Genomic DNA, 25,916 nt, shown 5'->3' on the forward strand with positions numbered 1-25,916 from the left:
GGATCCATGATGGTGAACTACCTGATTGACGCATTGCGCGCCGGGTCTTCCGGCGCGGACGAGCGCGTCTTTGCGACCCTGCCGGACCGGACAACCATGAGTTTTGACCAGCTTTTCGGCGGTGCCGAACAGATGGCGGCCGCGCTGTTCGCAGCAGGCGTCACCCCCGGCGACCGCGTCGCGGTGCAGGTTGAAAAGTCGCCGTCGGCCGTGCAGCTTTACCTTGGCACCGTGATGGCGGGCGCAATCTTTCTGCCCCTCAATACGGCCTATACCCCGGCAGAGCTTGACTATTTCCTGACCGACGCCGCACCGCGGGTCTTTGTCTGCGACCCCGCGCGGATAGATGCGCTTGCGCCGATTGCAACAAAGGCAGGCACCGCCCGTATTCTAACGCTGGGTTCGGATGGCAGCGGAACGCTGGCTGAGGCTGCACAAACCCGCGCTGCGAGATTTGCGGCCGTAGCGCGGTCGGCCTCGGATATCGCCGCGATCCTGTATACCTCGGGAACGACCGGGCGCTCAAAGGGGGCGATGCTGACCCATGACAATCTTGCCTCGAACGCCAGGGTATTGGCCTCGTTATGGAAATTCACACCGCAAGACGTGCTGATCCACGCCCTGCCCATCTTTCACACCCACGGCCTTTTTGTGGCGACGAACGTTGCCCTGGTGGCTGGGGCATCCCTGCGCTTTCATGCCAGTTTTGACGCGGCTGCAATTCTGGCCGATATGGCCGATGCCACGGTGCTGATGGGGGTGCCCACCTTCTACACCCGGCTGCTGGCGCACCCGGACCTGAACCGCCAAACCACGGCGGGTATGCGGGTTTTCGTGTCCGGTTCGGCCCCGCTGCTTGCGCAGACCCATATGGAATGGTCCGAACGCACCGGCCACGCCATTCTGGAACGCTACGGCATGACCGAAACGAACATGAACAGTTCCAACCCCTATGATGGGGAACGTCGCCCCGGAACCGTCGGCTTTGCGCTGCCGGGAACCGAGATCATCATCACCGATCCGGCAACCGGCGCGCCCTTGCCGCAGGGCGATGTTGGCGCGATTGAGGTACGCGGCCCGAATGTCTTCAAGGGGTATTGGCAGATGCCCGAAAAGACCGCCGCCGAGTTGCGCGAGAACGGCTTTTTCATCACTGGAGATCTGGGTCGTTTCAGCAGCGATGGCTATCTGGAGATTGTGGGGCGTTCCAAGGACCTGATCATCACAGGCGGCTATAACGTCTATCCCAAGGAATTGGAGGATCTGATCGATGCTTTGCCCGGCGTTGCGGAATCCGCTGTCTTTGGCCTTCCGCATCCCGATTTCGGCGAAAGTGTCGCTGTCGCCGTGGTTCTGCGGCCGGATTCAACCATGACCGCCACAGAGATCCAGCAGGCGATTTCCCCAAATCTCGCACGGTTCAAACAGCCCAAACAGGTGTTCATTCTTGCCGAATTGCCCCGAAATGCGATGGGTAAGGTCAGCAAGGCTGTGCTCAGGCAAAACCACATTCCAGTGCCAGAATGACTGTCGCGTAGCCCTTAAATGGGCTCTGCCTCAATCTGTGTGGCGGAACGGTAGCATTCTCGCCCGCAACAATTCTGGACCGGCTCGGCCGTACATGGCGCGCTTGAGGGTCTTCAGGCGATTGATCTGACCTTCTGCTTGGCCGTTGCTCCAGGGCATCTCGATGGCGTTTTTGACGGCATCGTAGTCTCGGTTCAATGTTCGGGCGAAGCGCACGAGTGGTGCCAGGTCGGTTTCAATCGCGTCACAGGTCCATGCTGGGAGCGGGTCTCCTTCGCGGCCGCGCAGGATACCGCTGAACCGCATGGCGAGACAGCGCATCGTTGCGAAGGCCAGAGAGCCGGTCTTGAGAGCGTCGACTTTACGCGCCTGATCCGGGGTAAACTTGCCACGCGGTTTGATGCACAGCGCTGCCGCGATGACTGCGGAAATCGCGTGCCCAGTTTCCGGGTCCCGGACTGGCTTAAGGATTGCGTGCTCAACCTTGGGATCGCTCGCTTGCTGTTCGGTTCTGCGCCAACCCGCCAGCAGCCGCTGCAAATGCGACAGATTCCCCTCGTAGCCACGCTCTTGGATCATTGCAGACCCACCTTGGCATATCGATGCCGTCGGGGGGCGGTTACATCATCAGAGCCCATCAAAGGTATCATCTATATCGACCACGATCCGGCCTGGGGGCGCAATGGACTGACAGTAGAACCGGACGATCTCGCGGCCCATGCGGATCAGCGCGCGCGCATCGGGCAGGTTTTCCATGCGCGAAATCGTCGGTTGCGAACATGACGCCGCCCCGGTTTCCGGGCCGCGCTCCAGCGCAATCCTGAAGCTGGGATCGTGCCGCAGGGCGTTTGCGTCATTGCCGTCTTCATACCCTGCTGCGATCATCATGATCCGGAAACGGATAATGTCGCACGGGCCATGCTGAACTTTCACCGGATCACGCCGGCAATTAGCGAGCCGCTGCGCCAGAACCGCCTTACGCTCGATCTCGCGCAGCAGGGTCAGCCCGGCGTCGGAGCTCATGTCGGCGCCGTCAAAGCCAAACAGGATCGGTTTGCCATTGAGGGGTGACAGGCATGAAGTGAAGCACGTAGATTGGGCCATGGCTGAGGTCGTCCTCCTGAAAGCTTCATGTTTGGGGTCGACAACCAAAATATACGGCGTTTCAGATGGTTATGCTACCTCCGCAACCTTCTCGTGAATTATCTGGGTTAGTAGTTTCATGCAAACATACCTACGTTCCCTTCGCCCTGTTCAACTGCACCTGATCGCTGCTGTCTCGCGACTGGGCAAGCTGAGCCTTGCAGCCGACGCCTGCTCGATGACCACGCCGGCCGCATCGCGCATGCTGGCGGACATCGAAACCCAGCTTGGCACGGTGTTGTTCGAGCGGAAGCCGAAAGGCATGCTCGCCACGCCCGCTGGCGACGTGCTTGCAAATCACGCCAAGAAGCTGATCAGCGACATTGACCAAATGACCAAGGATTTCGCGGCCCATCTCGATGGCACGGGAGGTAGCGTTCGTGTCGGTGCAGTGACCGGAGGGGCACTGGCCGTCTTGATTCCGGCTATATTGGAACTGCAACGACAGGCTCCACTGATAGACGTTTCTTTGGACGTCGCATCCTCAGCGCAGCTTATGCGGGGGCTTGAAAGCGGCGAGTATGATTTCACCCTCAGTCGCGTGGGCCCACAAGACTTTTCGCATCATTTTGACATTCATCCTGCGGGGAGCGAATCCGTCCGCTTGATGGTGCGCTGCGGTCACCCTGTCGACGGTGCTGGACCAGTGACCCTCCGTGACCTTAGAAACTACATTTGGACCATGCAGGATCGCGGGGCTCCGATCCGTCATGCAATCGAGATCGCCTTCCACGAGGAAGGCCTCGACCTCCCTGCCAGTCTGATCAAGACGCCGTCTGTTGTGGCGATCATGGCGCTGATGCGTGATTCCGACGTCATCGCGGTTGTGACCGAAGAAGTGGCCGATCTTCTTCTCTTGCCGCCATACAATGCGGCTCTTGTCCTACTGGAACTGCCCAGACCCATTTTGATTGAACCGTATCACATTCTGCGTCCGCGCGACCGTCTGCTGTCTGCGGCCGCACAGCGCCTTCTTGACAATGTCCGGGATCAGGTTGGCAGCTGAAGTGTTATCAATTCTGTCAACGCGATAGTGCGAAATGTAAATTGTTTGTCAACAAAATATAACCTTACGGTGATCCCAACGAGAGAAGTTTGCCATTGGGAGGGGACATGAAGGCTCGTGCCACGATTCACCGGGATTTTGCGCTCGCGCAGATAGACGACCGGCTCTACTCGGCTTTCATCGAACATATGGGGCGTGCGATCTACAGTGGGATCTACGAACCCGGACACCCGACGGCAAACCCGCAGGGCTTCCGGCAAGATGTTCTGGAACTCGTTCGAAACCTGAATATTCCGGTGATCCGCTACCCTGGTGGCAATTTTGTATCGGCCTATAAGTGGGAAGACGGCATTGGTCCCAAGGAGGACCGGCCGGTGCGGCTTGACCTGGCGTGGCGGTCCAAGGAAACCAACCAGGTCGGGATCAACGAATTCGCCCAGTGGGCCAAGGATGCCGACATTGAAATGATGCTGGCCGTCAATCTCGGCACGCGAGGCATTGAAGAGGCGCGCAATTTCGTCGAATACTGCAACCACACGTCAGGAACCTATTGGAGTGACCTGCGCCGCAGTCACGGTGTTGATGAACCATATGGCGTGAAAATGTGGTGTCTTGGCAATGAAATGGACGGTCCTTGGCAGATCGGCCATATGGAGGCCAAGGAATACGGACGGCTTGCGGATGAAACCTCGAAGGCGGTCAAGGCTTTCGGCGGCGGGATCGAGACCGTTGTCTGCGGGTCGTCCAACGACGGGATGCCGACCTATCCCGACTGGGAACGCCAAGTTCTGGAAGAGTGTTACGAGAATGTCGATTACATCTCGCTGCACAAGTATTTTGGGAACAGCAGCCACGACTCGCTGAACTACTTCGCCAAGATCGATGAAACTGGCCGCTACATCCAGGCCATCGGTGGTGTCATCGACTTCGTGAAGGCCAAGAAGCGCGCCAAGAATGATGTGTTCATTTGCTTCGACGAGTGGAATGTCTGGTATCACAAACGCGAGCAGGACGCCAAGAACTGGCGCTCCTGGGATTGGCCGGAAGCGCCAGAGCTTCTGGAAGAGGACTACAACCTTGAAGATGCACTTCTTGTCGGGGGCCTGCTGAACGAATTCATTCGCCGGTCTGACCGGGTCAAGATCGCCTGCATCGCACAGTTGGTGAACGTCATCGCTCCGATCCGTGCCGAAAAGGGCGGTGCTGCCTGGGCCACGTCGATCTACTATCCGTACCAGTTCGCCAGTCTTTACGGGCGTGGTACCGCGCTGAATGTCGCGGTCAACGGCCCGCGATATGACGCGGACGCTGCGCATGACGTGAACTACCTGGACGTGGCCGCGGTCCTGTCGCCTGATGGCACGTCGATCACGATCTTTGCCATCAATCGCAGCCTGGATGAAACGATGGAACTGGACATTGCGCTGCAAGGGTTCGAAGGGCTTAAGCTGGTCGAACACAAGGTTATGGGCGGCACCAGTGCCGAGGCACGCGTTGCCAATACCAGCGCTGCGCCCGACAGGATCAAACCACGCAAGGGCGAAAAGCTGGCCGTGGGAGATGACGGCATAAAGGGCGAACTGCCCGCTTTCTCCTACAATATGATCCGGCTTTCGGTCAGGTAAGCTCAGAGGGGGTGACAAGGGAGAAGAGGTTATGAAAGCCACCGGCGTTCATTTGAAGGCGGTAAAGAAGAGTTTCGGCGCCGTGGACGTCATTCGCGGCGTCGACATGGACGTCGAACGGGGGCACTTCGCCGTATTCGTAGGCCCTTCGGGCTGTGGAAAATCCACACTTCTGCGTATGATCGCGGGCTTGGAAGAGACGAGCGACGGTGAGATCTTCATCGGGGATCGCGACGTGACACACGAAGATCCGGCGGATCGTGGTGTTGCCATGGTATTCCAATCCTATGCGCTCTATCCCCATTTGTCGGTCTACGAGAACATGGCCTTTAGCCTGCGGCTGGCAAAACGTCCCAAGGCCGAGATCGACGACAAAGTCCGCGAGGCTGCTGGCATCCTGCAATTGGCAGATCATCTGGAAAAGAAGCCAGCGCAATTGTCGGGAGGGCAGCGCCAACGTGTTGCTATTGGTCGCGCCATCGTTCGTGCGCCGGATGTCTTTCTATTTGATGAACCGTTGTCGAACCTTGATGCGGAACTGCGGGTTCAGATGCGCCTGGAACTCGCGCGACTGCATCAGAAGCTTGGCGCCACCATGATCTATGTCACCCACGATCAAGTCGAAGCCATGACCCTGGCTGACACGATCTTTGTGCTTCAAGGCGGGCATGTCCAGCAATCGGGGGCGCCACTGGATCTTTATGACGATCCATCGAACCGCTTTGTCGCCGGGTTCATCGGATCGCCGTCAATGAACTTCTTCAGTGCATCAGTCGACGACCACACCGGAGACGGTATCGACGTTCGATTGAGTGGGCAGCCTGACATGACCTTGAACCTGCCTGTTTCAAAGCCCCCCACCAAAGGGGCATCTATCGTGCTTGGCATGCGGCCCGAGCATCTGGTCGTAACCAAGGGAGAGGGCTTGCGCGTCACCGTCGATGTTGCCGAGGAACTGGGAGGTGTCTCGTATCAGCACGGCACGTTGGAAAGCGGCGATCCCGTGATTTTTCAGCAGGCCGGCGTGCGGCACGGCATGCATGGCACAGTACAGACCGTCATGCCCGAACCGGGACGGGTCTTCGTCTTCGACATCGATGGCGAACGTATCCGGTGACTGACTGACAACAAGGAGGAGAACTGAAATGAAAAATGTTATTTCGAAACTCGCAGCGACCACGGCGCTTGTCGTGGGCTTGTCGAGCTCGGCCTGGGCTCAGGTTGAAGTCGAATGGTGGGATTTTCTTGCCGGCGGCGACGGCGTGCGCATGAAGGCGCTGATCGACGAGTTCAATGCAGAACATCCCGACATCGAGATCAGCGGAACAACGCTGGAATGGGGATTGCCGTTCTACACCAAGGTGCGGACTGCGGTGGCGGTCGGTCAGGGTCCGGACATCATGACCTATCACTTGTCCCGCCTGCCGCTGGCGTTGGAGGAAGACGTCCTGTCACCGATCTCGGAGGAAGATCTGGAAACGGCAGGTATTTCCAAGGGTGATTTCTTCGAAGCGTCAATCAGAGCGGCTTCCACCGATGATGGCCAGCTGATGGCGATCCCCTTCGATATCCACTCGATTGTCGCGCACTACAACCGCACCGCTTTGGAAGGAACGAAATGGCTGGACGGTGACGGTAACCTGACCAACCTGAATTCCATTGAAGCCATGACAGAAATGCTGACTTGGGCGAAGGAAAACGGATTCTCGGACCCACTAAGCTATCAGACCTCGGGCGGTGGCGGCACCTGGCGCATGTTCTACACCCTGCTCAGTCAGCAGGGCGGCGAGATCCTGACCGATGGCGAAGTGATGGCCGGCGACAACTTTGACAAGGCGGTGACCGCCATTCAGACACTCGCTGACTGGCGCTCGCAAGGGCTGATCCCGGAACAGGCCTCATACGAGGCAGGGGTTGCTCTCTTTTCGGGGAAAAAGGCTGTTCTGCATTTCAATGGCGTTTGGGAAGTCCCCACCTTCAAGGATCAAACCGAGGCGGGAACGCTGGGCTTTGAATGGTTCGCCAATGAGGTTCCTCAGATGATGGACCAGCCTGCAACCTGGGCGGATTCCCACGCCTTCGCCATCCCGAACGATCCCGAGATGAGCGACGAGATGCGGAACGCGGTCCTGACTGTCATTGGCTGGATGCAGGAGCATTCGCTGGCCTGGGCGGGTGCAGGCCACATCCCGGCCTACAAACCAACGGTGCAGAGCGCAGAATACGCCGCACTTGAGCCAAACGCGACCTATGCATCATTGGCCGACAATGCAGCCTTCGACCCCCGGTCGAAAATCGCGGGTGTCGCCTCGCCGATCTATGACGCGGTCGACAACCTGATTGCGCCTGCCGTGCATGGGTTCCTGAGTGCCGAGGACGCTGCCGCGCAAATGAAAGCTCAGTTGCAGGGCCTGTTGAACTGATGCTTTGAATTCGGGGGCGTCATGTGCGCCCCCGATCAAAATCTTCAAGAGGGGGGGTGCAATGTCAAAATTGAAAAGACGTCGGCGCGAACTTCGGGCCGCCGGTCTGCTGACCGCGCCTTTCCTCTTTGTCTTCACGGTTTTCTTCCTCTACCCGACCTACAAGGTCATTGCGCTCAGTTTCACGGATGCGCCGCTGATCGGTGAGGGTCAATGGATCGGGTTTGCCAACTATGCCAAGCTCCTCAACGACAGGCTGTTCTTCACGTCGCTGTGGAACAACCTCTATTTCGTGCTGCTGACTGTCGTGCCGACGACGGTGATCGCACTGCTCATTGCGCTGGCCGTTAGCAAACTCAAGGGTCGCATGCAGGCGCTGGTGCTCACGCTGTTCTTTCTTCCCTATGTCCTGCCAGTCTCGGTGGTTACGCTGATCTGGGCGTGGATGTTGGATTTTCAGTTCGGCATCCTTCAGCCCCTCATTGCTGCGGTGACCGGAAAGCCGGTACCGGTCTTCAGAAACCCGTACTGGGTGATGCCCATGATTGCGGTTGTCACGATCTGGTGGACTAACGGTTTCAACGTGCTTTTGTTGATTGCCGGTCTGCGCAACATTCCGCAGGATCTCTACGAGGCCGCGTCGCTCGACGGTGCAACACCCTGGCAACGTTTCTGGCGCGTCACCTGGCCGCTGCTCTGGCCTGTGACTGCGCTCGTGTTGACCTTGCAGCTCATCCTTCAACTCAAGCTATTCGATCAGGTCTATTTGCTGTCCAACGGGGGGCCGTTCAATTCGTCCTATGTCGTGCTCATGCAAATGTACCGCGAAGCGTTTCAGTTGAACAACGGCGGCTATGCCTCTGCCATCGCAATGGTGTTGTTTCTGGTCATCGTCATCGTATCGGTCCTGCAATTTCAAATTTTGCGCATCGGAGGACGCAAATGACCGCTCGGCGCGCACGCAACTTCGCTTTCTCCGGTATCGTTCTTATCGCAGCGATGATCTGGATCTTCCCGCTTTACTGGTCTCTGACTACATCTTTGCGAAGTGAAAACCGCATCGTTTCGAATGCTGGCGTTCTCATCGACGAGCTGAATTTCGCATCCTATATCGAGGTTCTGTCGACCTCCAAGCTGCCGATCTGGTATCTTAATTCGGTTGCCACGTCGTCAATTACCACCGCGATCGTGCTCGTGACCGGCATGATGTGCGCCTATGCACTGTCGCAGTTGCAGTTCCCTGGGCGCAAGGCGCTCTATCTGCTGGTGGTGGCCAGCTTCATGGTCCCCGTACCCGCGCTCTACGTCGCGCAATTCATTCTGATGAGCGATCTGGGCCTGGTCAACACTTGGTGGGGCATCATCCTGCCTCAGCTGATCGTGCCGGTCGTGGTCATTGTCTACAAACAGTTCTTCGACGCCATACCCAAGGAAATGCGCGAGGCCGTTCTGCTTGATGGCGGCGGAGAATTCACACTGCTTTTCAAGCTCTACCTCCCCCTCAACTGGGGAATCACGGCGGCGCTGGCGATCATTACCTTCATCAGCACATGGAACAATTTCTTCTGGCCGTTCCTGATCGTTACAAGCGAGAGCATGATGACAATTCCGGTTGGCATTACGCAGGTTAACGACGCCTTCGGCGTGGCCTATGCCCGAATGATGGCGTTGGCGCTGCTTGCCGCCGCCCCCGTGATCATCGGCTACCTCATCTTCCAGAAACGCGTGACCGAGGCCGTGATGATATCGGCCGGAGTGAAAGGCTAAAGCAATGACATTCAAACCTGCAAAATGGCCCCGCAAGCTGAGATCTGCCGAGTGGTATACCGGCAGCACCAAGGACGTGATCTATCATCGTGGCTGGATGAAAAACCAGGGTTATCCGGATGACCTGTTCGACGGGCGGCCCATCATCGGCATTCTGAACACCTGGTCGGACATGACGCCGTGCAATGGGCATTTGCGAGAGCTGGCTGAAAAGGTGAAGGCCGGCATCTGGGAGGCCGGTGGCTTTCCGATGGAGGTGCCGGTCTTCTCGGCCTCGGAAAATACGTTCCGGCCCACCGCGATGATGTTCCGCAACCTTGCGGCGCTGAGCATCGAGGAACAGATCCGGGGTCAGCCGATGGATGGCTGCGTGCTCATGGTCGGGTGTGACAAGACCACGCCAAGCCTGCTCATGGCGGCGGCCTCGTGCGATCTGCCGTCGATCATCGTGACGGGCGGGCCGATGCTGAACGGCTGGTTCCAGGGTGAACGCGTTGGCGCGGGCACGCATCTGTGGCGCTTTTCCGAGGCGGTGAAGGCCGGCGAGATGACGCAGGAACAATTCCTTGATGCGGAATCCGCGGTGACCCGCTCGTCGGGCACGTGCAACACGATGGGCACGGCGTCGTCGATGGCCAGCATGTCCGAGGCGCTTGGCATGGCGCTGTCGGGCAACGCGGCGATCCCGGCCGTCGACAGCCGTCGCCGCGTCATGGCGCAACTTTCGGGTCGGCGGATCGTGCAGATGGTCAAGGACGATCTCAAACCCTCGGACATCCTGACGCGCGATGCGTTCGAAAACGCGATCCGCTGCAATGGCGCGGTTGGGGGATCGACCAACACGGTGGTACATATGCTGGCCATCGCGGGCCGCGTCGGCGTGGACATCACACTTGATGACTGGGACCGCTGTGGGCGCGATATCTCGACGATCCTGAACCTTCAGCCATCGGGCGAATACCTGATGGAGGAGTTCTTCTATGCGGGCGGATTGCCCGTTGTCCTGAAACGTCTGGCCGAAGCCGGGAAGCTGCACAAGGACGCTCTTACCGTGTCGGGCCTGACCCTTTGGGACGAAGTCAAGGATGCCGTGAACTGGAACGAGGACGTGATCCGCCCCGTCGACAGGCCCCTGACGGACAAGGGTGGCATCGCTGTGCTCAAGGGCAATCTCGCACCCAAGGGCGCGATCCTCAAACCCTCTGCCGCCACGCCCGCGCTGATGCAGCATCGAGGTCGCGCCGTCGTGTTCGAGGATATCGACGACTACAAGGCCAGGATCAACGACGATGCGCTCGAGATCGACGAGACCTGCATCATGGTGCTCAAGAACTGCGGGCCAAAGGGGTATCCCGGCATGGCCGAGGTCGGCAATATGGGTCTCCCTCCCAAGGTGCTGAAGAAGGGTATCAAGGACATGATCCGCATTTCCGATGCGCGCATGTCGGGCACAGCTTACGGCACCGTGATCCTGCACACATCGCCTGAGGCGGCGGCCGGCGGGCCGCTGGCGGTTGTTCGGACGGGCGACATGATCGAGGTCGATGTCGAGAATCGCCGGTTGCATCTGGACATTTCGGACGCCGAGCTGACCGAGCGCCTGTCCCGCTGGACACCGATCCACGAGCGCGCCGAGAGCGGCTACGCGTGGCTCCACCAGCAGCATGTGGAAGGCGCTGACACCGGCGCGGATCTGGATTTCCTCAAGGGTTGCCGCGGCGCGCCGGTCGGAAAGGACAGTCACTGATGAAGATCGCACTTGTCGGCATCGGGAAAATCGCGGTGGACCAGCACGTGCCGGTCATCGCCGGTAGCTCTGACTGGGACCTCGCAGCAACGGTCAGCCGTCATGGGGCGGTTGAGGGCGTCGAGGCGTTCACCGACATGGGCGCGATGCTCGAGGCGCGGTCCGACATTCGCGTTGTGTCGCTGTGCTTGCCGCCGGTGCCGCGGTTCGACTACGCGATGCAGACGCTCAAGGCAGGGCGGCATGTGATGCTGGAAAAACCACCCGGTGCCACGATTGCCGAATGTCACGCGCTCGAGGCCGCCGCGCGCGAGGCGGGGCTTTCGATCTATGCGACCTGGCATTCGCGCCATGCCGACATGGTGGCCGCTGCCAAGGTCTGGCTGGCCGAGAAAGTGCTCCGGTCGCTGACCGTGACCTGGAAAGAAGACGTGCGCCGCTGGCATCCCGGACAGGCCTGGATCTGGGAGCCGGGTGGTTTGGGAGTGTTTGATCCCGGCATCAACGCGCTGTCCATCGTGACCGAGATTTTGCCGGACGACATTCACGTGACCCACGCTGAACTGGATGTCCCCGAGAACTGCCAGACGCCAATTGGCGCGCGGATCGCGTTCCACCACCCCAAGGGTGCCCAGGTCAGTGCCGTGTTCGACTGGCGACAGGAGGGCGACCAGACTTGGGAGATTGAGGCCGTGACAGAGGCAGGAACGCTGAAGCTGAGCGACGGGGGCGCCGTGATGGAGGTTGACGGCACCCGAACCGGCGATGCTGCCCCGCTGGGTGGCGAATACCCACGGCTTTATGACCGCATGGCACAGCTTGTCAGTAAGGGCGGGATCGACATGGACCTGCGCCCGATGACGCTTGTCACTGATGCGCTGGCCATCGGACGGCGGCACGCGGTTGCCGCCTTTTTCGAGGGTCCGCAATGATCCTTGGCCTGGCCCCTGACGGCACCAAGATCGAGGGTATCGAGATTGCCAACGGCCCCGCGCGGGCGGTGCTGATGACCTATGGTGCAACGCTATGCCGGTTTCATGTTGACGGGATCGACACGTCTCTGGCCCTTGGTAGCCCGGAGGTCGAAAGCTACTTTGCGCAGATGCGCTATTTCGGTGCGATTGTAGGGCCTGTCGCAAACCGGATCGCCGGTGGGGTCGCACCGCTGGACGATGACGTGTTGCGGCTTGCCGTGAATGAAAACGGCAACGCCTTGCACGGTGGTCCCAACGGGCTTTCGCAGCAAGTCTGGACCATTGCCTCGAGCGATGCCCAAAGCGTGACCTTCCACCATGTGGTTTCCGATGGCGCGGACGGGCTTCCGGGGCCGATCGACATGTCGGTGACATATGCGCTTGTCTCTGAGGGCGCGCTCGAGATCGCCATCACGGCCAAGAGTGACCGCGCGACGCTCTTCAATCCGGCGTTTCACGGGTATTGGTCGCTGACCGGCAGCGGGCTGGACGGGCACCGCCTGACCATCGATGCCGATCATTACCTACCTGTCGATGACGCGCTTATTCCGACCGGTGACATCAGACCCGTCGAGGGCACGCCTTTCGACCTGCGGCGGCCAACGTCGTTGCCGGCGACCACCGATCTGGACACGAACTTCTGCCTCAACGGCGACGGTTTCCGCCCTGTGGCAACGCTCGAGACGGACGCAATGGCAATGATCGTCGAAACCGATGCGCCCGGCCTGCAAGTCTACGACGCCGCGCGCCTGAACACGGCTCCGGCCAAAGGCCATCACGGTCTGCCCTACGGGCGGCATGCAGGCCTCGCGATGGAGCCTCAGTATTGGCCGGATGCGCCCAACCACGATGGCTTTCCGTCGATCACGTTGCGACCCGGCACGCCGTTCAGGCAATTCTCCCGATTTCGTTTCATCCGAAAGGATCTCTCATGAAACACCCGCTGACCGGCATTCTGCCCGTGGCCCCGACTCCGTTCCACGACGATGGATCTGTTGACACTGAAGGCATGACACGTGTGCTGGAATGCATGATCGACCAGGGCGTTGACGCGATCTGCATCCTTGCCAATTATTCCGAACAATTCGTACTGTCGGATGCAGAACGCGCCACGCTGACAAAAGTGTCGCTGGAGCATGTCGCAGGCCGCGTGCCGGTCATCGTCACCGTCAGCCATTTCAGCACGCAGATCGTTGTTGATCGCGCGCGCGAAGCCGAAGCGATGGGCGCTGAAATGCTGATGATGATGCCGCCCTATCACGGCGTCGGCCTCGTTCCAGCCGAAGCGGGCATCTTCGAGCATTTCGCGGCGGTCTCCGACGCCATCTCGATCCCGATCATGGTGCAGGATGCGCCGCTCTCTGGTGTTTCCATGCCTGTGCCACTGCTTGTCCGGATGGCGAAAGAGATCGAGAACGTGAGCTATTTCAAGATGGAAACACCCTTTGCTGCCGACAAGCTGGCGGCGCTGATCGAGGCGGGTGGCGACCATATTGTCGGGCCGTTCGATGGCGAAGAGGCGGTGACCTTGCTGGCGGATCTCGACGCGGGCTGTACCGGCACAATGACCTCGGCCCTCCAGCCCGAATTGATCAAGCCGATTGTCACGAATTACCTCGCGGGCGACATCGACGCGGCGTTGACGCAGTGGCGCGAGTGTCTGCCGTTGATCAATCACGAGAACCGCCAATGCGGTCTGCGGGCCACCAAGGTGGTGATGAAGGAAGGCGGGGTGATCGGCTCGGATCATGTGCGTCACCCGCTCAAACCGATGTCAGACCGCACCCGCACACGATTGCTGCAACTGGCAGCCGAGCGCGACGTGATCGCGCTGCGTTGGGGCAAATAAGGGAGAATTTTGATGGGCTATGAACCGCACGGCAAACATCTGATCGCAGGCGATTGGGTGTCGAGCCAGAACACCTTCACGTCGCAACCCGTGACCGGCGAGGGCCAGTCCTTTTCCGAAGGCGGTGCCGACGAGGTCGATCGCGCCGTCCGTGCTGCCGAAGAGGCGTTCGCGACCTACGGCTGGACCAGCCGTGAAGAGCGCGCGGCGTTTCTGGAGGCCATCTCCGAAGAGATCGACGCCCGCGGGGACGACATCACGCGGCTGGGCTGTGCCGAAACCGGTCTTCCCGAGGCGCGGCTTCAGGGTGAACGAGGCCGCACCACCGGTCAGCTGCGCCTCTTCGCTTCGCATATCCGCGACGGTGCGTATCTTGACCGTCGCCACGACGCGGCCTTGCCGGACCGGCAACCGCTGCCGCGCTCCGACCTGAAGATGGTGCAGCGGCCTATCGGTCCGGTTGCCGTGTTCGGCGCGTCGAACTTTCCCTTGGCGTTTTCAACGGCCGGTGGGGATACCGCGTCGGCGCTTGCCGCCGGTTGTCCGGTTGTGGTCAAGGGTCACCCGGCCCATCCCGCCACCGGCGAGATCGTGGCCGATGCCATCGCGGCGGCGATTGCGCGTTGCGGCATGCCTGCGGGCATTTTTTCCCTGATTCAGGGCAGTAGCCATGACCTTGGCGGTTCGCTTGTTCGTCATCCCCTGATCAACGCGGTCGGGTTTACTGGGTCTTTGGGGGCCGGGCGCGCGCTGTTCGACCTTTGCGCTGCACGGCCCGTTCCGATCCCGTTCTTCGGAGAGCTTGGATCGGTAAATCCGGTCTTCGTCATGCCCCGCGCATTGGCCCAACGCGGCGCAGAGCTGGGCGCGGCTTGGGCCGGGTCGCTCACGATGGGGGTCGGGCAGTTCTGCACCAACCCGGGAATTGTCGTGGCAACCGAAGGTGCGGGTCTTGATGCCTTTATCAAGGCTGCAACCGATGCATTGGAGGCAGCTGGTGAGTCGGTGATGCTGACCGACGGAATTGCCGACGCGTTCCGGCGTGGCGTGGCCGAGGTCGGATCGGCAAGTGGTGTGCAGGAATTGCTGAAATCCACTTGTGACCACCGCAACGCTGCACCTGCGGTGTACAAGGTGGATGCGGAAAGCTGGCTTGCCAACGCGGTGTTGGCCGAAGAGGTCTTTGGTCCATTGGGTATCCTCGTGACCGCCAGCGGGCCAGGGCAGATGCTGGACGTGGCGCGCAGTCTGCAAGGCCAGCTGACGGCGACCTTGCAGATGGACGATGCCGATACCGACATCGCACGCCCCTTTGTGCCGGTGCTGGAACGCAAGGCCGGGCGCGTTCTGGTCAACGGCTTCCCCACAGGCGTCGAGGTCGCCGATGCCATGGTGCATGGCGGGCCGTACCCCGCCTCGACCAACTTTGGCGCAACCTCGGTCGGGACACTGGCGATCCGCCGGTTCCTGCGCCCGGTCTGTTACCAGAACATGCCCGACGCGCTTCTGCCAGGTGATCTTAATTCCAATTGAGGGGAGAATTTTTGCAAAGGGCGCTCCATGAACGAACCAAAGGTACATGGAGAAGGATGACTTGACGAGCAGACCGGAAACCGCCGGGCAGGAGGAAGGCCCGGTAGACACATTCAAAGGGAGAGAAGAATGACTATTCGATTCAATGTTAAGAAGAAGATGAAGGTTGCAACCGCAACCTTGCTTCTTTGCTCTGTCGCGACTGGCGCACTGGCGCAGGACGCCATCCGCGTCATCAGTCATCGTCAGCCAGCGCTGGAATTTTACACGCAGCAGATGGTCGAAGCTTTGCCTGAAGGGCGGGTTACCGTTGAGCTTATGCCGATCGACAAGCAGCTTGAACTGGCTTCGATTACCATGTCGTCGGAATCTGACGCGATTGACGTGCTTTACCTCAACGACTCGTCGTTTCGGCGCTTTGCTGCAAACGGTTGGTTGGAACCGATAGATGACTTATGGGAGAAGTACCGGGGCGAATACGATCTTGATGACTTCCCGAAATCTGTGATCGACGCCGTCAGCTATGACGGCAAAATCTACGCGATGCCTATCCTAACCAATACCCAGCTGTTCTTTTATCGCAAGGATCTGCTGGAAGAAGCTGGGATAGAGCCACCGCAGACGATGGAAGACTATATGGCTGCCGCTTCTCAGCTGGATTCGGCGCGCATGGCGGGTACGATCATGTCCCTGAAACCGGTGGACGCAGCCCTGAACGAATCGCACTGGTACATGAATGCGATCGGCGACGGATGGTTTGATGAGAACTGGAAGCCGATCTTCAACAACGCTGCTGGCGTCGAGGCGATCACGAAGCTCAAGGAGATGACGGAAAACGCACCGCGCGGCTTCACCGCGCATGCCAACGACGAATCCACCATTAACCTCCAACAGGGGCTGGCCGCGATGGGCCTGCAATGGTTCACCCGCGCTGCAGCGATGGACAACGCCGAACAGTCCCGCGTCGTTGGTCAGATCGAATGGGTTGCACCTCCGGGCGGCGGCGCTCGGACCGCGAATGACGGTTTTGCAATCTCTGCCTTTTCATCTGCTGACCGGGAAGAAATGTTCAAGATGCTAGCTCAAGCAGCCAGCAAAGAGAGTATGCGGGAGGGCGCCCAATTCGCCATGCCGCCACGTTTGTCCGTGCTCGAGAACACCGAGTTGGCCGCGCAATACCGTTGGTATCCGGCCGCACGGGCTGCGCTGGAAAGTGGCAAGGCGTTTCCGGCCATGCCCGATTTCAACGATGTGGGCGAGATCGTCACGCGCCACATCCTGCGCGCTGTGACTGGCGAGGCCGAAGTTCAGGAGGCGCTCGACCAAGCCGCAGCCGAGACCGAAGAACTGCTGGCCAGCCGCGGCTACTATAACTGAATCCGCGGATGACACTGCGCCGCGCGCCGCGACTGTGGTGCGCGTCGACCTCACCTGAAAAGGACGTACCAACATGGTTCGCTGGCAACACGGCCTCTGGCTGTTCTTCCTGCCTAGTTTCGGCTTGCTTGCCGTCGTGCTGCTCTGGCCATTGGGCTACGCCGTTTATCTGAGCTTTTTCGACTACTACCTGGGATCGGGTGAGCGGACCTTTGTCGGCTTAGCCAACTATATCGACCTGCTGACCGAAGCGCGCCTTTGGAACTCCATGTGGACGACGATCATCATTGCCTTCGGGTCAGTTGCCTTGGAATTTCTCGTCGGGTTTGCACTGGCGCTCGCGCTTTACCGGTTAAACGGCAGCGCCAAGGTCTTTTCCGTCCTGCTTTTCCTGCCGCATATCGTGACACCGGTCGTGGCGGCGCTGTTCCTGAAATGGATGCTCGCTTCGAACTGGGGCTTCATCGATGCGACACTTCTGACCTTCAACATCGAGCCGGCAGATTGGTTAGGCAGCCCGGTCTGGGCCAAAGTCAGCGTTATCCTCGCGGACGCCTGGGTCTTTACGCCATTGGTCATGATGGTGCTCTATGCTGCGCTACAGGGTCTGGATACCTCGTTGCTCGAGGCGGCGCAGATCGATGGTGCAAGCAGTTGGAACACCCTGCGTCATGTCATCATCCCTGCGCTGATCCCGGCGATCATCTTTGTCATCTCTATCCGCCTTATGGATGTCTTCCGCTTCTTCGACCTAATCTATGTGCTGACCGGCGGCGGGCCGGGTACCGCGACCGAAACAATTACGATGTACACCTACCAACTGGGTTTCCGCATGCTTGAAGTCGGCAAGGCCTCGGCCTTGGGGGTCATCACGCTGATCGTCGTTGCAATATTGCTTCTTACAATCAATCGCGGTCTCAACAAGGCCTACCGGGGAGGCGACCGATGAGCGCCCAGATGAGAGTCGGCCAGCAAAGAACAACGTGGCTGATCTTCATCGGCCTGTGCTTGTTCACCTTCATCAACTTGACGCCGTTGATTTGGGCGGTGCTGACCTCGCTCAAAGATCCCCGCGACGCCTTTACCATCCCGCCGACGATCATTTTCGAGCCGACGCTGAAGTATCACATTCAAGTCTGGACCGAGAATGACTTCGTCTTCTACCTGATGAACAGCCTGATCATTTCCGCTGGCACTGTTTTCATTTCGGTTCCGGCTGGCAGCCTTGCAGCCTATGCACTGTCACGCATTCCAAGGCGGAGCGCGGGGCCGATCCTCAGCGCGCTGTTCACAATCCGGATGTTTCCCCACATGCTGCTCGCGATCCCGTTTTTCGTGATGGGTACGTTCCTCAACATGATCGACACCTACCCGCTCTTGATCCTGGCTTTGGTGGCGATCAACCAGCCTTTCACGATCTGGCTGATGCATGGCTTCTTTCTCGAGATCCCGCGTGACCTCGACGAAGCCGCCGCCATCGACGGTTGTTCCAACTGGCAGGCCTTCCGCATCGTTATCCTGCCCTTGGCGAGGCCCGGGATGACAGTGGCCGCGCTATTCAGCCTGCTGCTGTCCTACAACGAATTTCTCTTCGCGCTCGTCTTGACCGGCACGGATACCAAGACCCTGCCAGTTGCAATCGCGTCTTTCGGCGGCGAGGACATCTCGTCATGGTCGCTGTCCGCCGCGGGAGCGGTCGGGATCATGTTGCCGATCGTTTTGGTCATGCTGATTTTACAGCGTCACCTTGTGCGCGGCCTGACGGCGGGGGCGGTGAAGGGATGAGACACAACACGCATAACTTCCGGCCGATGTACCCGGACATGGAGATGAAGACATGGCACCCCTGACCATCCAGCAGGCCACCAAATCCTTTGGCGAGGTTCAGGTTCTGCACGGAATAGACATTAGTATCGACGACGGCGAATTCGTCGTTCTCGTTGGGCCTTCGGGCTGTGGCAAGTCCACACTGCTCCGGCTGATCGCGGGGCTCGAAGACATCTCAACTGGCAGCATCCTGATCGACGGAAGGGACATCAGCCGATCGCACCCCAAGGATCGCGACATTGCGATGGTGTTCCAATCTTACGCGCTTTATCCGCACATGACCGTGGCCGAGAACATGGGCTTTTCGCTGCGCATGCGCGGCGCGACGATGGATGAACAGCACCGAAAGGTCCACGAGGCGGCGGGCATCCTTGATCTCGAACCACTGCTCGACCGATATCCCCGGCAGCTTTCGGGTGGTCAGCGCCAGCGCGTCGCGATGGGTCGCGCCATCGTGCGCGATCCGAAGGTTTTCCTTTTCGACGAACCGTTGTCAAACCTCGACGCCAAATTGCGTGTGCAGATGCGCGCCGAGATACGTTCGCTGCACAAATCGCTGGAAACCACGATCGTCTACGTGACCCACGACCAGATTGAGGCAATGACTATGGCCGACAAAATCGTCGTCATGCGCGGTGGGTATGTCGAACAGATCGGCAGCCCCATGGCCGTCTATGACGCGCCGGCCAATGTCTTTGTCGCTGGATTCATAGGCTCTCCCGCGATGAATTTGCTGAAAGGTCGGATTGGCTCCGATAGGCAGTCTTTCGATCTCGATGCAGGTGGGGTGCTGCAATTTGACTCGGTGCTCAACGCCCGACCGCACCAACCGGTTATCTTGGGAGTCCGACCAGAATACGTGAAGATTTCGGATGGCGGTAGCGCGGCGGTGGTCAAATTGATCGAGCCGACCGGAGCCGATCTGCACGTAATGCTGGATATTGCCGGAACCAAGCTTACCGCAGTATACCACGAGCGTTTGACCTTGGAAGAGGGGCAGGAGGTGAGACTGGCCATTCCGACAGATCACGTGCATCTGTTCGACCCCGAGAACGAGACGCGCATTGTGGGAAATTAGTATCATGAGGGACGCATAAATCTCTTTTCTCGTCCCATTCGGTTATTTTGAACCGGCTGAACGGGCCTACTTGGACAGCAAGGTGGATATCGATGCCTATTTCGCAGTCCACAGAGGCATGTCAGATGTCGGTAACGCTTCGGCCGCTATGGCTCTGTTCGATGGTTTTCAGGCCAGCATCAATCAGGCTGTGGCGGCTATTGATGGTTACTATCAGGATGCCCTTGATCCCAACAATGGGGAGTTCCTGATGCAGGTTGTCGGTGTGCTGGACAATCCATTCATAGCTTGAGCTGAGAAGGTCTGAATGAGTACGGGTTTAGACCTCCTATTGGACCTAGCAGTGTGGGCGAAACCACCGTCGGTCGCCACTATGGTCAGCAGCGCATCGGTGATGTGACCGGTCAGGGTGATGTGGCTCTGCACCTCGTGGAACCGCTGGCCCTGGATTGTCGGCAGCGGGTTTTCCTGCGCGTCGAAGGCAGAACCCGTCCAGCCTGTCGCGCGACACATCTATCCCAAGGATGGTAGTCTCAGATATCATGTCATTCTTTCTTCCCTATGCTTCGCGGTCCCACAAAACGGGCCGCCGTCAACTGTTCGAGGACCTTGATCGACAGACAGACTTGTATGGCCGCATCGAAAAACACCGGATGCATGAACGCGCGGTCGGCTTCCAAATCCCCATCGGTCTGTCGGCGGAACAGGATACTGGCATGGTGTTCCGGCCAATCTCGGATCGGAACTTGCCGCCGGGCAACCTGCTTCTGGGGCAGATGCGCGGGCGTGTGCTGTCCGTGGCCACATCGCGCTTTGCAGACCAGGTCGCGCTTGCGCTTACGGAGATGTCCAGTGCCTGAGGTGCGCAACCGAAAATCTAGTCACTCGAAGAGATCCAGTTCTTCGTCGATCCCGGTCAGGGTCGAGATACGCTGACTGACCGTTTCGGGGTTTCGACCCAGATAGGCAACTGCGAGCAAGCGGATGATCGACAACATGGTGGCATGCGTAGGCAACAAGCCATAGCTGGCGACGTGGCAGGGCAGAACGATTTGCGAATAACGGGCGGCTTGCGGGGCGTAGACATGGTCCGTGATGGTCACAACGCGCATACGGGCTGTCCGCGCATGTGCAAGCAATGACTTCAGAACTTTGGGGCGCGGCTCGAATGTGAGAAGCACCATGACATCCCGCGGGCCGGTCATGGACAATTCTCTGGCCCAACTTTGACCTTGCCCTTGAAGCTGATGGACATCGTGGCGCAGGCGGGAGAACAGAGTGCATCCCAAGGTCGCAAGGCCTTGCTCGTCGCCGAAACCCACGAACCAGACCCGGGGAGCGGACTCGAGGATTTCTGCGGTTTCAGGGAGCAAATCAGAGCGCAATTCCTCGAAAGTGCGGGTCATGTTCCGCAGCTCCAGATCGAGGTGATCAGAGATGGTGCGCCCGAGGCTGGCCGGTTCGGGCTGCGATTCGAGTGCGGTATAGGGCTCTCTGCGATTGCGTTCCTCACGTGCCTGAAGACGGACTTCCTCGAAGTCGGCATATCCCAAACTGCGGAAAAAACGGGCAGTTGTCGCTTTGGACACACCGGCCTGTGCGGCAAGTTCTGTCGCCGTGTGGGTTTCCACAAGGCTCTGATTTTGCAGCAGGACTTGCGCAATTTTTCTTTCGCTCGAAGTCAATCGCGCGGATCGTTCCTGGATTCTTAAGATCAGTCTTGATGCCATGAAGCTCGAAATCTCTTGACGCGTGAAACCGACGTTTCATTATCTTGAAACAATGAAACAACCGAAATGAACACGATGTCGACCTCCAAAACAATTCGCGAAAAAATATGGACGAAACTGCGGGACGTAGCGAGGCCGGATACACGGTTCCATCTGAATTTTGCAGAAGTGATCCCGGATTTCGACGGATCCGAGACAGCGACGGACAGGATCGTCGAGGACCGCGCATATAAGGCAACGCGCTTTGCCTTCATCACGCCAGACAATTGTCTGGCCGACCTGCGCCGCCGCATGATCGAAGACGGAAAGCCCTTCGTGATGTCCACCTACGGGATCTACAGGGGCTTCCTATATCTGGATCCTGCGACCGTGCCGGAGGGTGCAGCACTCTACGCGTCCTGGCTCGATGGAATGGAACATTTTGGAGTGCCCATAACGCTGGAGGAAATCGCCAGCATTGGCCGCTTTGATTATCTCGTAACCGGTGCCTCGGCAGTGTCGGTCAACGGTGTTCGTTTTGGCAAGGGGCACGGGTTCTTCGACCTTGAATGGGGAATGTTCACCGATCTCGGCCTCGTCGATGACGATACGCCGGTGCATGCGCTGGTGCATGATGTGCAGCTTGTCGAAGAGCAGTTGCAGCCGTCGGAAACCGACATTCTTGTAGATCGCATCTTTACGCCATCCCGAACCCATATTGTCGAGCGACGTGCCAAGCGCCCACGTGGCGTGAAATGGCCGTTGCTCGAACCCAAGCAGATCTCAGATACGCCGCCCTTACAGGAGCTTCAGCGCCTGCAAGGCCTCGCTTGACCAACCACCTGAACGCAACCTTTCATTGAAATCCAAGACCGGAGTCCTCTGATGAGTCTCAAACTTGATCGCCGACACTTCCTCGGCACTGCTGCTGCAAGTGCCGCTGTCGCCTCTCTGCCCTTGCGCGCCCGTGCTTCTACTCCCTTCACGATGCAGGCCGCCTGGATCAACGATGCAGAATTTGCTGGATACTTTATCGCCATAGACGAAGGGTATTACGCTGACGAGAGCCTTGATGTGACCTATCTTTCCGGCGGACCGGATGTCATCCCGGAAAGCACGATCATCGCAGGCCGGGCCGACGTTGCACTGACAACGCCAGACACCACCATCAAGGCCATTGTCGACCAGGGTGCTCCGTTCAAGATCATCGGTGCGCAATACCAGAAAAACCCCATCGGCATCGTCTCCCTCGTGTCGAACCCGATCAACGAGCCCAAGGATCTGATCGGCAAGACCTTGGCCGTTCCCCCCGTGAACGTCATCTCGGTGAATGCGATGCTCGCGCTCAACGGGATCGATCCGGCAGACGTGAACATTGTGCCCTATGCCTATGATCCGACCCCGCTCATCCGTGGCGAGATCGACGCAAGCCTCGATTTCACGACCAACGTGCCTTACACGATAAGCCAGCAAGGCGTGGAGGCGACATCCTTCCTGCTCTACGATTTCGGTTTCACGATCTACAATGACACCGTGGTGGTGACCGAAGAGACGTTGGCTGCGAAACGCCAAGACTTGGTGGGGTGGCTGCGCGCCTCACGCCGTGGCTGGGAAGAGAACTTCAAGGACCCCAACCTGTGGCCGCCGAAGTGGAAAGACAGCTGGTTTGCCGGCACCGGCCGCACCATCGAAAACGAGATCTTCTTCAACAATGCCCAGCAGCCGCTGATGGAAAGCCCGGCGGGCTTCATGGCCATGACAGAGGAGGGGATCGAGGCGAATCTCCGTGCCTTGAGTGCGGTTGGTATCAACGGCACCCGTGACATGTTCGACACCACGCTGCTTGACGAAATCTGATGGCTGCCCCGGACGGGATTGCCCTTTCCGGGGTCTGCAAGACCTTTGCGGGGCGGGGCAAGGTTGTCGAAGCCTTGCGCGATGTCACCCTGTCGTGCCCCGAGGGGTCCTTTACCGCGATCATCGGTCCGTCGGGTTGTGGCAAGTCCACTGTCATGCGGATCGCGCTCGGTCTGGAAAGTGCAGATGCAGGCACGGTCCGGATCGCGGGACGGGCGTCGCTGGAGGCCGCGCGCGCCGGGGTGACCGGTGTCGCCTTCCAGGACGCTGCATTGCTGCCTTGGCGAAGCGTCAAGAGCAATGTGGAAGTGCCCTTGGAGGTCCTGCGGCAGTCGCGTGCAGAGGCGGCCACCCATGTGCGTGCAATGATCGAGCTGGTGGGTCTCAAAGGTTATGAAAATGCGCTGCCCGGCGAACTGTCCGGCGGCATGCGCCAACGGGTGGCCATTGCCCGTGCATTGGTAACGCATCCCCAGGTTCTGTTCATGGACGAGCCCTTTGGCGCACTCGACCAGATCCTGCGTCGTCAGATGAATGTGGAGTTGCAAAGGATATGGACCGAAAGCGGTTCAACTGCGCTGCTGGTCACGCATGGGATTGACGAGGCTGTGTTCCTGGCGGATCGAGTTGCGGTGATGCACGCGGATCCGGGCAGGATTGTCGATGTGATTGACGTGCCATTCGACAGGCCTCGCAAGACCACGTTGTTTTCCGACCCGGAGTTTCACCGCGTCTGCGATCACATCGCCGAGGTGCTGCATGGCGGTTGAGGCAACAGGTCCGTGGCGGGGTCTGCGCAACGCCACCATCCTGCTCGTGATCTGGGAGATCGTTGGCCGGCTTGATCTTGTGGCGGGTGGTGCATTGCCGGGCATCTCGGAGATCTTGTTCCGGCTTTGGCAGGACTGGGCGGACTATCCAAGGCACATCTGGGCCACTGTCTATGCCTCGACACTTGGCTTCATCATAGGAAACACGATCGGTATCGGGGCAGGCGTCCTGTTTGCCCTGTCTCCGACGGCGCTGAGGCTCTTCCGAGGCGTCAACATCGCTGTCTTCGCTCTTCCACCCATCGCGATTGCGCCGATCCTCGTTCTGACGTTGTCTGGCATGGCCCCGCGGATCGTGCTGGCGGCCTTGGGCGTCTATTTCGTCACCATGACGGCCACCGTGATCGGCTTGTCACAAGCGGACAGCCGCGCCACCGATGTGATCCGTGCCTATGGTGGCGGACGGTGGGACATCTTGCGCCAGGTCCAGTTTCGCGGGGCGATGCCGTCCATTCTTGCTGGTCTCCGCGTGGCTGCACCCAATGCCGTTTTGGGTGCGATCCTCGCGGAATTCGGTGGCGGCGGTCGCTGGGGTCTGGGCGCCTACCTGCTGGGCTCACTGGGGCGTGGAGAGCCGGACAGGCTCTGGGGCATCGGCCTCGTGGCGACAGTGATTGCCGGGCTCAGCTACGCGGTGTTCGCCGTTCTGGCGACCCGGACAATCGGTGCGACCCGGGCCGTGACGTTGAACACTGCCGTGCCGGACGCGGCTGCACCGGCAGGATCCCGGCTTGGCCGCGGTGCCTTGACCCTGGGCACGATTGCTTTGCCCTTCATCGTCTGGTGGGGCTTTATCAAGCTGACAGGCGTGCCCGACCTGATCTCCAAGACACCCTTCGGTGTGGTCGACTACCTGTTTCTCGGACCCACGGCAGAAACCGCCCAAGCGCGTCTGCTTGCCGCCTTGGCTGAAACATTGCCGATCACCTTCATCGGAATGGCCGCGGGCTTGGGCTTTGCGTTCCTGCTGGCGATTTCATCGCGTCTTTTCCCGCGTGCAATCGAGGCGTTCATGCCGATTGCCTTAGTGACGCAGACAATGCCCTTGGTTGCGTTGACACCGTTGCTTGTTCTCATCCTGGGTAGGGGCACGTCCTTGACTTTGTGGGTCACGATATCGGTGACGTTTTTCCCGGCTTTCGTGACGCTGGCACAAGGGTTGGCGCTTGTGCCAAGAAGTGCCGAAGACCTGCCACGCGCGTATGGGGCCAGCCGTTGGACCGAGATGCGGATGGTCACGCTGCCTGCATCGTTGCCTTACCTTTTCGCGGCCACGAGACTGACGGTTCCACGTGCGCTTTTGGGTGTAATGATCGCGGAATGGCTGGCGACCGGAAAGGGGCTTGGCAATCTCCTGAACCAATCCAGAGGTTTTCTCGACTACGGAATGATCTGGACGGTCGCCGCTGTGTCTGTGCTTCTGTCTGTCGTGTTCTATCAAGGCGTCGTGATCATCGAGCGGCGGTTGTTGAGACGCCTCGGGATGGCAACCGCTGAGTGAGGTTACGGAAACTGGATGAACTGATGCGGTGGATGCCCCCACCCGCCGGCATCGGATACCATGACGGTTCTATACTCGCTTAGTGGAGGGCACATCGATGACATCAAAGATCAGTGTTTTGGCAATCGACTTGGCAAAAGGCA

The 25,916-nt window shown here is 59.2% G+C and carries 24 protein-coding genes and 2 pseudogenes; 22 read left to right on the forward strand and 4 right to left on the reverse strand.

The window, feature by feature from the left end; genetic code table 11:
- Positions 1-9 precede the first annotated feature (9 nt).
- Positions 10-1,527, forward strand: coding sequence for a malonate--CoA ligase (locus tag IEV82_RS21855; RefSeq protein ID WP_188484239.1), 1,518 nt, complete (start codon positions 10-12; stop codon positions 1,525-1,527).
- 30 nt (positions 1,528-1,557) lie between these two features.
- Here the strand turns inward: IEV82_RS21855 and IEV82_RS21860 are convergent.
- Positions 1,558-2,103 (reverse strand): annotated as a pseudogene (locus IEV82_RS21860) (ISL3 family transposase); the annotation flags it as partial.
- Between the two features lie 54 nt (positions 2,104-2,157).
- A pseudogene (locus IEV82_RS21865) lies at positions 2,158-2,631 on the reverse strand (transposase); the annotation flags it as partial.
- A gap of 118 nt (positions 2,632-2,749) precedes the next feature.
- On the opposite strand from IEV82_RS21865, the gene IEV82_RS21870 reads away from it, so the two are divergent.
- The 16 genes from IEV82_RS21870 to IEV82_RS21945 all read left to right on the forward strand — a co-directional run bounded on the left by IEV82_RS21870 (position 2,750) and on the right by IEV82_RS21945 (position 20,168).
- Complete coding sequence (locus tag IEV82_RS21870) at positions 2,750-3,676, forward strand: LysR family transcriptional regulator (protein ID WP_188484216.1); 927 nt, start codon at positions 2,750-2,752, stop codon at positions 3,674-3,676.
- Positions 3,677-3,783: 107 nt separating this feature from the next.
- Complete coding sequence (gene arfA, locus IEV82_RS21875) at positions 3,784-5,301, forward strand: arabinosylfuranosidase ArfA (protein ID WP_188484217.1); 1,518 nt, start codon at positions 3,784-3,786, stop codon at positions 5,299-5,301.
- Positions 5,302-5,332: 31 nt separating this feature from the next.
- The gene (locus IEV82_RS21880; protein WP_188484218.1) at positions 5,333-6,418 is read left to right on the forward strand and encodes an ABC transporter ATP-binding protein; all 1,086 of its coding nucleotides are present in this window, start codon (positions 5,333-5,335) and stop codon (positions 6,416-6,418) included.
- A gap of 28 nt (positions 6,419-6,446) precedes the next feature.
- On the forward strand, positions 6,447-7,724 hold the full coding sequence (locus IEV82_RS21885; RefSeq protein ID WP_188484219.1) for an extracellular solute-binding protein: 1,278 nt from the start codon (positions 6,447-6,449) through the stop codon (positions 7,722-7,724).
- Positions 7,725-7,728: 4 nt separating this feature from the next.
- Positions 7,729-8,670: a carbohydrate ABC transporter permease gene (locus IEV82_RS21890; RefSeq protein WP_229747966.1), complete on the forward strand. Its 942-nt coding sequence runs from the start codon at positions 7,729-7,731 to the stop codon at positions 8,668-8,670.
- Positions 8,667-9,491, forward strand: coding sequence for a carbohydrate ABC transporter permease (locus IEV82_RS21895; RefSeq protein WP_188484220.1), 825 nt, complete (start codon positions 8,667-8,669; stop codon positions 9,489-9,491). Before IEV82_RS21890 ends, IEV82_RS21895 begins: the two co-directional genes overlap by 4 nt.
- Positions 9,492-9,495: 4 nt before the next feature.
- Positions 9,496-11,238: an L-arabinonate dehydratase gene (araD, locus tag IEV82_RS21900; RefSeq protein ID WP_188484221.1), complete on the forward strand. Its 1,743-nt coding sequence runs from the start codon at positions 9,496-9,498 to the stop codon at positions 11,236-11,238.
- Positions 11,238-12,170, forward strand: coding sequence for a Gfo/Idh/MocA family protein (locus IEV82_RS21905; protein WP_188484222.1), 933 nt, complete (start codon positions 11,238-11,240; stop codon positions 12,168-12,170). Before araD ends, IEV82_RS21905 begins: the two co-directional genes overlap by 1 nt.
- Entirely contained in the window at positions 12,167-13,147 is a 981-nt protein-coding gene (locus tag IEV82_RS21910; RefSeq protein ID WP_188484223.1) for an aldose epimerase family protein, read from the forward strand. The genes IEV82_RS21905 and IEV82_RS21910 overlap by 4 nt, the downstream gene beginning before the upstream one ends.
- Positions 13,144-14,061, forward strand: coding sequence for a dihydrodipicolinate synthase family protein (locus IEV82_RS21915; protein WP_188484224.1), 918 nt, complete (start codon positions 13,144-13,146; stop codon positions 14,059-14,061). The genes IEV82_RS21910 and IEV82_RS21915 overlap by 4 nt, the downstream gene beginning before the upstream one ends.
- 12 nt (positions 14,062-14,073) lie before the next feature.
- Complete coding sequence (locus tag IEV82_RS21920; protein ID WP_188484225.1) at positions 14,074-15,594, forward strand: aldehyde dehydrogenase (NADP(+)); 1,521 nt, start codon at positions 14,074-14,076, stop codon at positions 15,592-15,594.
- A 129-nt stretch (positions 15,595-15,723) separates the two neighbouring features.
- Positions 15,724-16,971 carry an extracellular solute-binding protein gene (locus IEV82_RS21925; protein ID WP_188484226.1) on the forward strand — a complete coding sequence of 416 codons (1,248 nt, stop codon included), beginning with the start codon at positions 15,724-15,726 and terminating at the stop codon, positions 16,969-16,971.
- A 73-nt stretch (positions 16,972-17,044) separates the two neighbouring features.
- Positions 17,045-17,920, forward strand: coding sequence for a carbohydrate ABC transporter permease (locus tag IEV82_RS21930; protein ID WP_188484227.1), 876 nt, complete (start codon positions 17,045-17,047; stop codon positions 17,918-17,920).
- Positions 17,917-18,756, forward strand: a complete 840-nt coding sequence (locus IEV82_RS21935; RefSeq protein WP_188484228.1) for a carbohydrate ABC transporter permease — start codon at positions 17,917-17,919, stop codon at positions 18,754-18,756. Before IEV82_RS21930 ends, IEV82_RS21935 begins: the two co-directional genes overlap by 4 nt.
- 52 nt (positions 18,757-18,808) lie before the next feature.
- Entirely contained in the window at positions 18,809-19,876 is a 1,068-nt protein-coding gene (locus tag IEV82_RS21940; protein WP_188484229.1) for an ABC transporter ATP-binding protein, read from the forward strand.
- Between the two features lie 82 nt (positions 19,877-19,958).
- Positions 19,959-20,168 (forward strand): hypothetical protein, encoded by a 210-nt coding sequence (locus tag IEV82_RS21945; RefSeq protein WP_188484241.1) that lies wholly within the window; start codon positions 19,959-19,961, stop codon positions 20,166-20,168.
- On the opposite strand, the gene IEV82_RS23960 is transcribed toward IEV82_RS21945, so the two are convergent.
- Positions 20,090-20,389: a hypothetical protein gene (locus tag IEV82_RS23960; RefSeq protein WP_268236145.1), complete on the reverse strand. Its 300-nt coding sequence runs from the start codon at positions 20,387-20,389 to the stop codon at positions 20,090-20,092. The genes IEV82_RS21945 and IEV82_RS23960 overlap by 79 nt on opposite strands.
- Positions 20,390-20,529: 140 nt before the next feature.
- Here IEV82_RS23960 and IEV82_RS21955 point away from each other — a divergent pair, with 140 nt between their 5' ends.
- On the forward strand, positions 20,530-20,736 hold the full coding sequence (locus IEV82_RS21955; protein ID WP_188484230.1) for a hypothetical protein: 207 nt from the start codon (positions 20,530-20,532) through the stop codon (positions 20,734-20,736).
- Positions 20,737-20,757: 21 nt separating this feature from the next.
- Here the strand turns inward: IEV82_RS21955 and IEV82_RS21960 are convergent, their stop codons facing one another.
- Positions 20,758-21,606, reverse strand: coding sequence for a MurR/RpiR family transcriptional regulator (locus IEV82_RS21960; protein WP_188484231.1), 849 nt, complete (start codon positions 21,604-21,606; stop codon positions 20,758-20,760).
- 75 nt (positions 21,607-21,681) lie between these two features.
- Here IEV82_RS21960 and IEV82_RS21965 point away from each other — a divergent pair, with 75 nt between their 5' ends.
- The 4 genes from IEV82_RS21965 to IEV82_RS21980 are packed head-to-tail and all read left to right on the forward strand — an operon-like array spanning position 21,682 to position 25,773.
- Positions 21,682-22,419, forward strand: a complete 738-nt coding sequence (locus IEV82_RS21965; protein ID WP_188484232.1) for a 5-formyltetrahydrofolate cyclo-ligase — start codon at positions 21,682-21,684, stop codon at positions 22,417-22,419.
- Between the two features lie 51 nt (positions 22,420-22,470).
- Positions 22,471-23,442 carry an ABC transporter substrate-binding protein gene (locus IEV82_RS21970; protein ID WP_188484233.1) on the forward strand — a complete coding sequence of 324 codons (972 nt, stop codon included), beginning with the start codon at positions 22,471-22,473 and terminating at the stop codon, positions 23,440-23,442.
- Entirely contained in the window at positions 23,442-24,212 is a 771-nt protein-coding gene (locus IEV82_RS21975; RefSeq protein ID WP_188484234.1) for an ABC transporter ATP-binding protein, read from the forward strand. The genes IEV82_RS21970 and IEV82_RS21975 overlap by 1 nt, the downstream gene beginning before the upstream one ends.
- Complete coding sequence (locus IEV82_RS21980) at positions 24,202-25,773, forward strand: ABC transporter permease (RefSeq protein WP_188484235.1); 1,572 nt, start codon at positions 24,202-24,204, stop codon at positions 25,771-25,773. The genes IEV82_RS21975 and IEV82_RS21980 overlap by 11 nt, the downstream gene beginning before the upstream one ends.
- Positions 25,774-25,916 lie beyond the last annotated feature (143 nt).

The sequence above is a fragment of the Marivita lacus genome (assembly GCF_014637725.1).
Classification (GTDB): Bacteria; Pseudomonadota; Alphaproteobacteria; order Rhodobacterales; family Rhodobacteraceae; genus Marivita; species Marivita lacus.

Excerpts from the sequence above, each read along its gene's own strand:
- IEV82_RS21975 (WP_188484234.1), top strand. The coding sequence starts at position 23,442 with ATGGCTGCCCCGGACGGGATTGCCCTTTCCGGGGTCTGCAAGACCTTT.
- IEV82_RS21980 (WP_188484235.1), top strand. The coding sequence starts at position 24,202 with ATGGCGGTTGAGGCAACAGGTCCGTGGCGGGGTCTGCGCAACGCCACC.
- IEV82_RS21935 (WP_188484228.1), top strand. The coding sequence starts at position 17,917 with ATGAGCGCCCAGATGAGAGTCGGCCAGCAAAGAACAACGTGGCTGATC.
- IEV82_RS21960 (WP_188484231.1), bottom strand. The coding sequence starts at position 21,606 with ATGGCATCAAGACTGATCTTAAGAATCCAGGAACGATCCGCGCGATTG.
- IEV82_RS21880 (WP_188484218.1), top strand. The coding sequence starts at position 5,333 with ATGAAAGCCACCGGCGTTCATTTGAAGGCGGTAAAGAAGAGTTTCGGC.
- IEV82_RS21910 (WP_188484223.1), top strand. The coding sequence starts at position 12,167 with ATGATCCTTGGCCTGGCCCCTGACGGCACCAAGATCGAGGGTATCGAG.
- IEV82_RS21885 (WP_188484219.1), top strand. The coding sequence starts at position 6,447 with ATGAAAAATGTTATTTCGAAACTCGCAGCGACCACGGCGCTTGTCGTG.
- arfA (WP_188484217.1), top strand. The coding sequence starts at position 3,784 with ATGAAGGCTCGTGCCACGATTCACCGGGATTTTGCGCTCGCGCAGATA.
- IEV82_RS21905 (WP_188484222.1), top strand. The coding sequence starts at position 11,238 with ATGAAGATCGCACTTGTCGGCATCGGGAAAATCGCGGTGGACCAGCAC.
- IEV82_RS21895 (WP_188484220.1), top strand. The coding sequence starts at position 8,667 with ATGACCGCTCGGCGCGCACGCAACTTCGCTTTCTCCGGTATCGTTCTT.
- IEV82_RS21870 (WP_188484216.1), top strand. The coding sequence starts at position 2,750 with ATGCAAACATACCTACGTTCCCTTCGCCCTGTTCAACTGCACCTGATC.
- IEV82_RS21940 (WP_188484229.1), top strand. The coding sequence starts at position 18,809 with ATGGCACCCCTGACCATCCAGCAGGCCACCAAATCCTTTGGCGAGGTT.
- araD (WP_188484221.1), top strand. The coding sequence starts at position 9,496 with ATGACATTCAAACCTGCAAAATGGCCCCGCAAGCTGAGATCTGCCGAG.
- IEV82_RS23960 (WP_268236145.1), bottom strand. The coding sequence starts at position 20,389 with ATGTGTCGCGCGACAGGCTGGACGGGTTCTGCCTTCGACGCGCAGGAA.
- IEV82_RS21855 (WP_188484239.1), top strand. The coding sequence starts at position 10 with ATGGTGAACTACCTGATTGACGCATTGCGCGCCGGGTCTTCCGGCGCG.
- IEV82_RS21915 (WP_188484224.1), top strand. The coding sequence starts at position 13,144 with ATGAAACACCCGCTGACCGGCATTCTGCCCGTGGCCCCGACTCCGTTC.
- IEV82_RS21970 (WP_188484233.1), top strand. The coding sequence starts at position 22,471 with ATGAGTCTCAAACTTGATCGCCGACACTTCCTCGGCACTGCTGCTGCA.
- IEV82_RS21930 (WP_188484227.1), top strand. The coding sequence starts at position 17,045 with ATGGTTCGCTGGCAACACGGCCTCTGGCTGTTCTTCCTGCCTAGTTTC.
- IEV82_RS21920 (WP_188484225.1), top strand. The coding sequence starts at position 14,074 with ATGGGCTATGAACCGCACGGCAAACATCTGATCGCAGGCGATTGGGTG.
- IEV82_RS21965 (WP_188484232.1), top strand. The coding sequence starts at position 21,682 with ATGTCGACCTCCAAAACAATTCGCGAAAAAATATGGACGAAACTGCGG.
- IEV82_RS21955 (WP_188484230.1), top strand. The coding sequence starts at position 20,530 with ATGCATGAACGCGCGGTCGGCTTCCAAATCCCCATCGGTCTGTCGGCG.
- IEV82_RS21925 (WP_188484226.1), top strand. The coding sequence starts at position 15,724 with ATGACTATTCGATTCAATGTTAAGAAGAAGATGAAGGTTGCAACCGCA.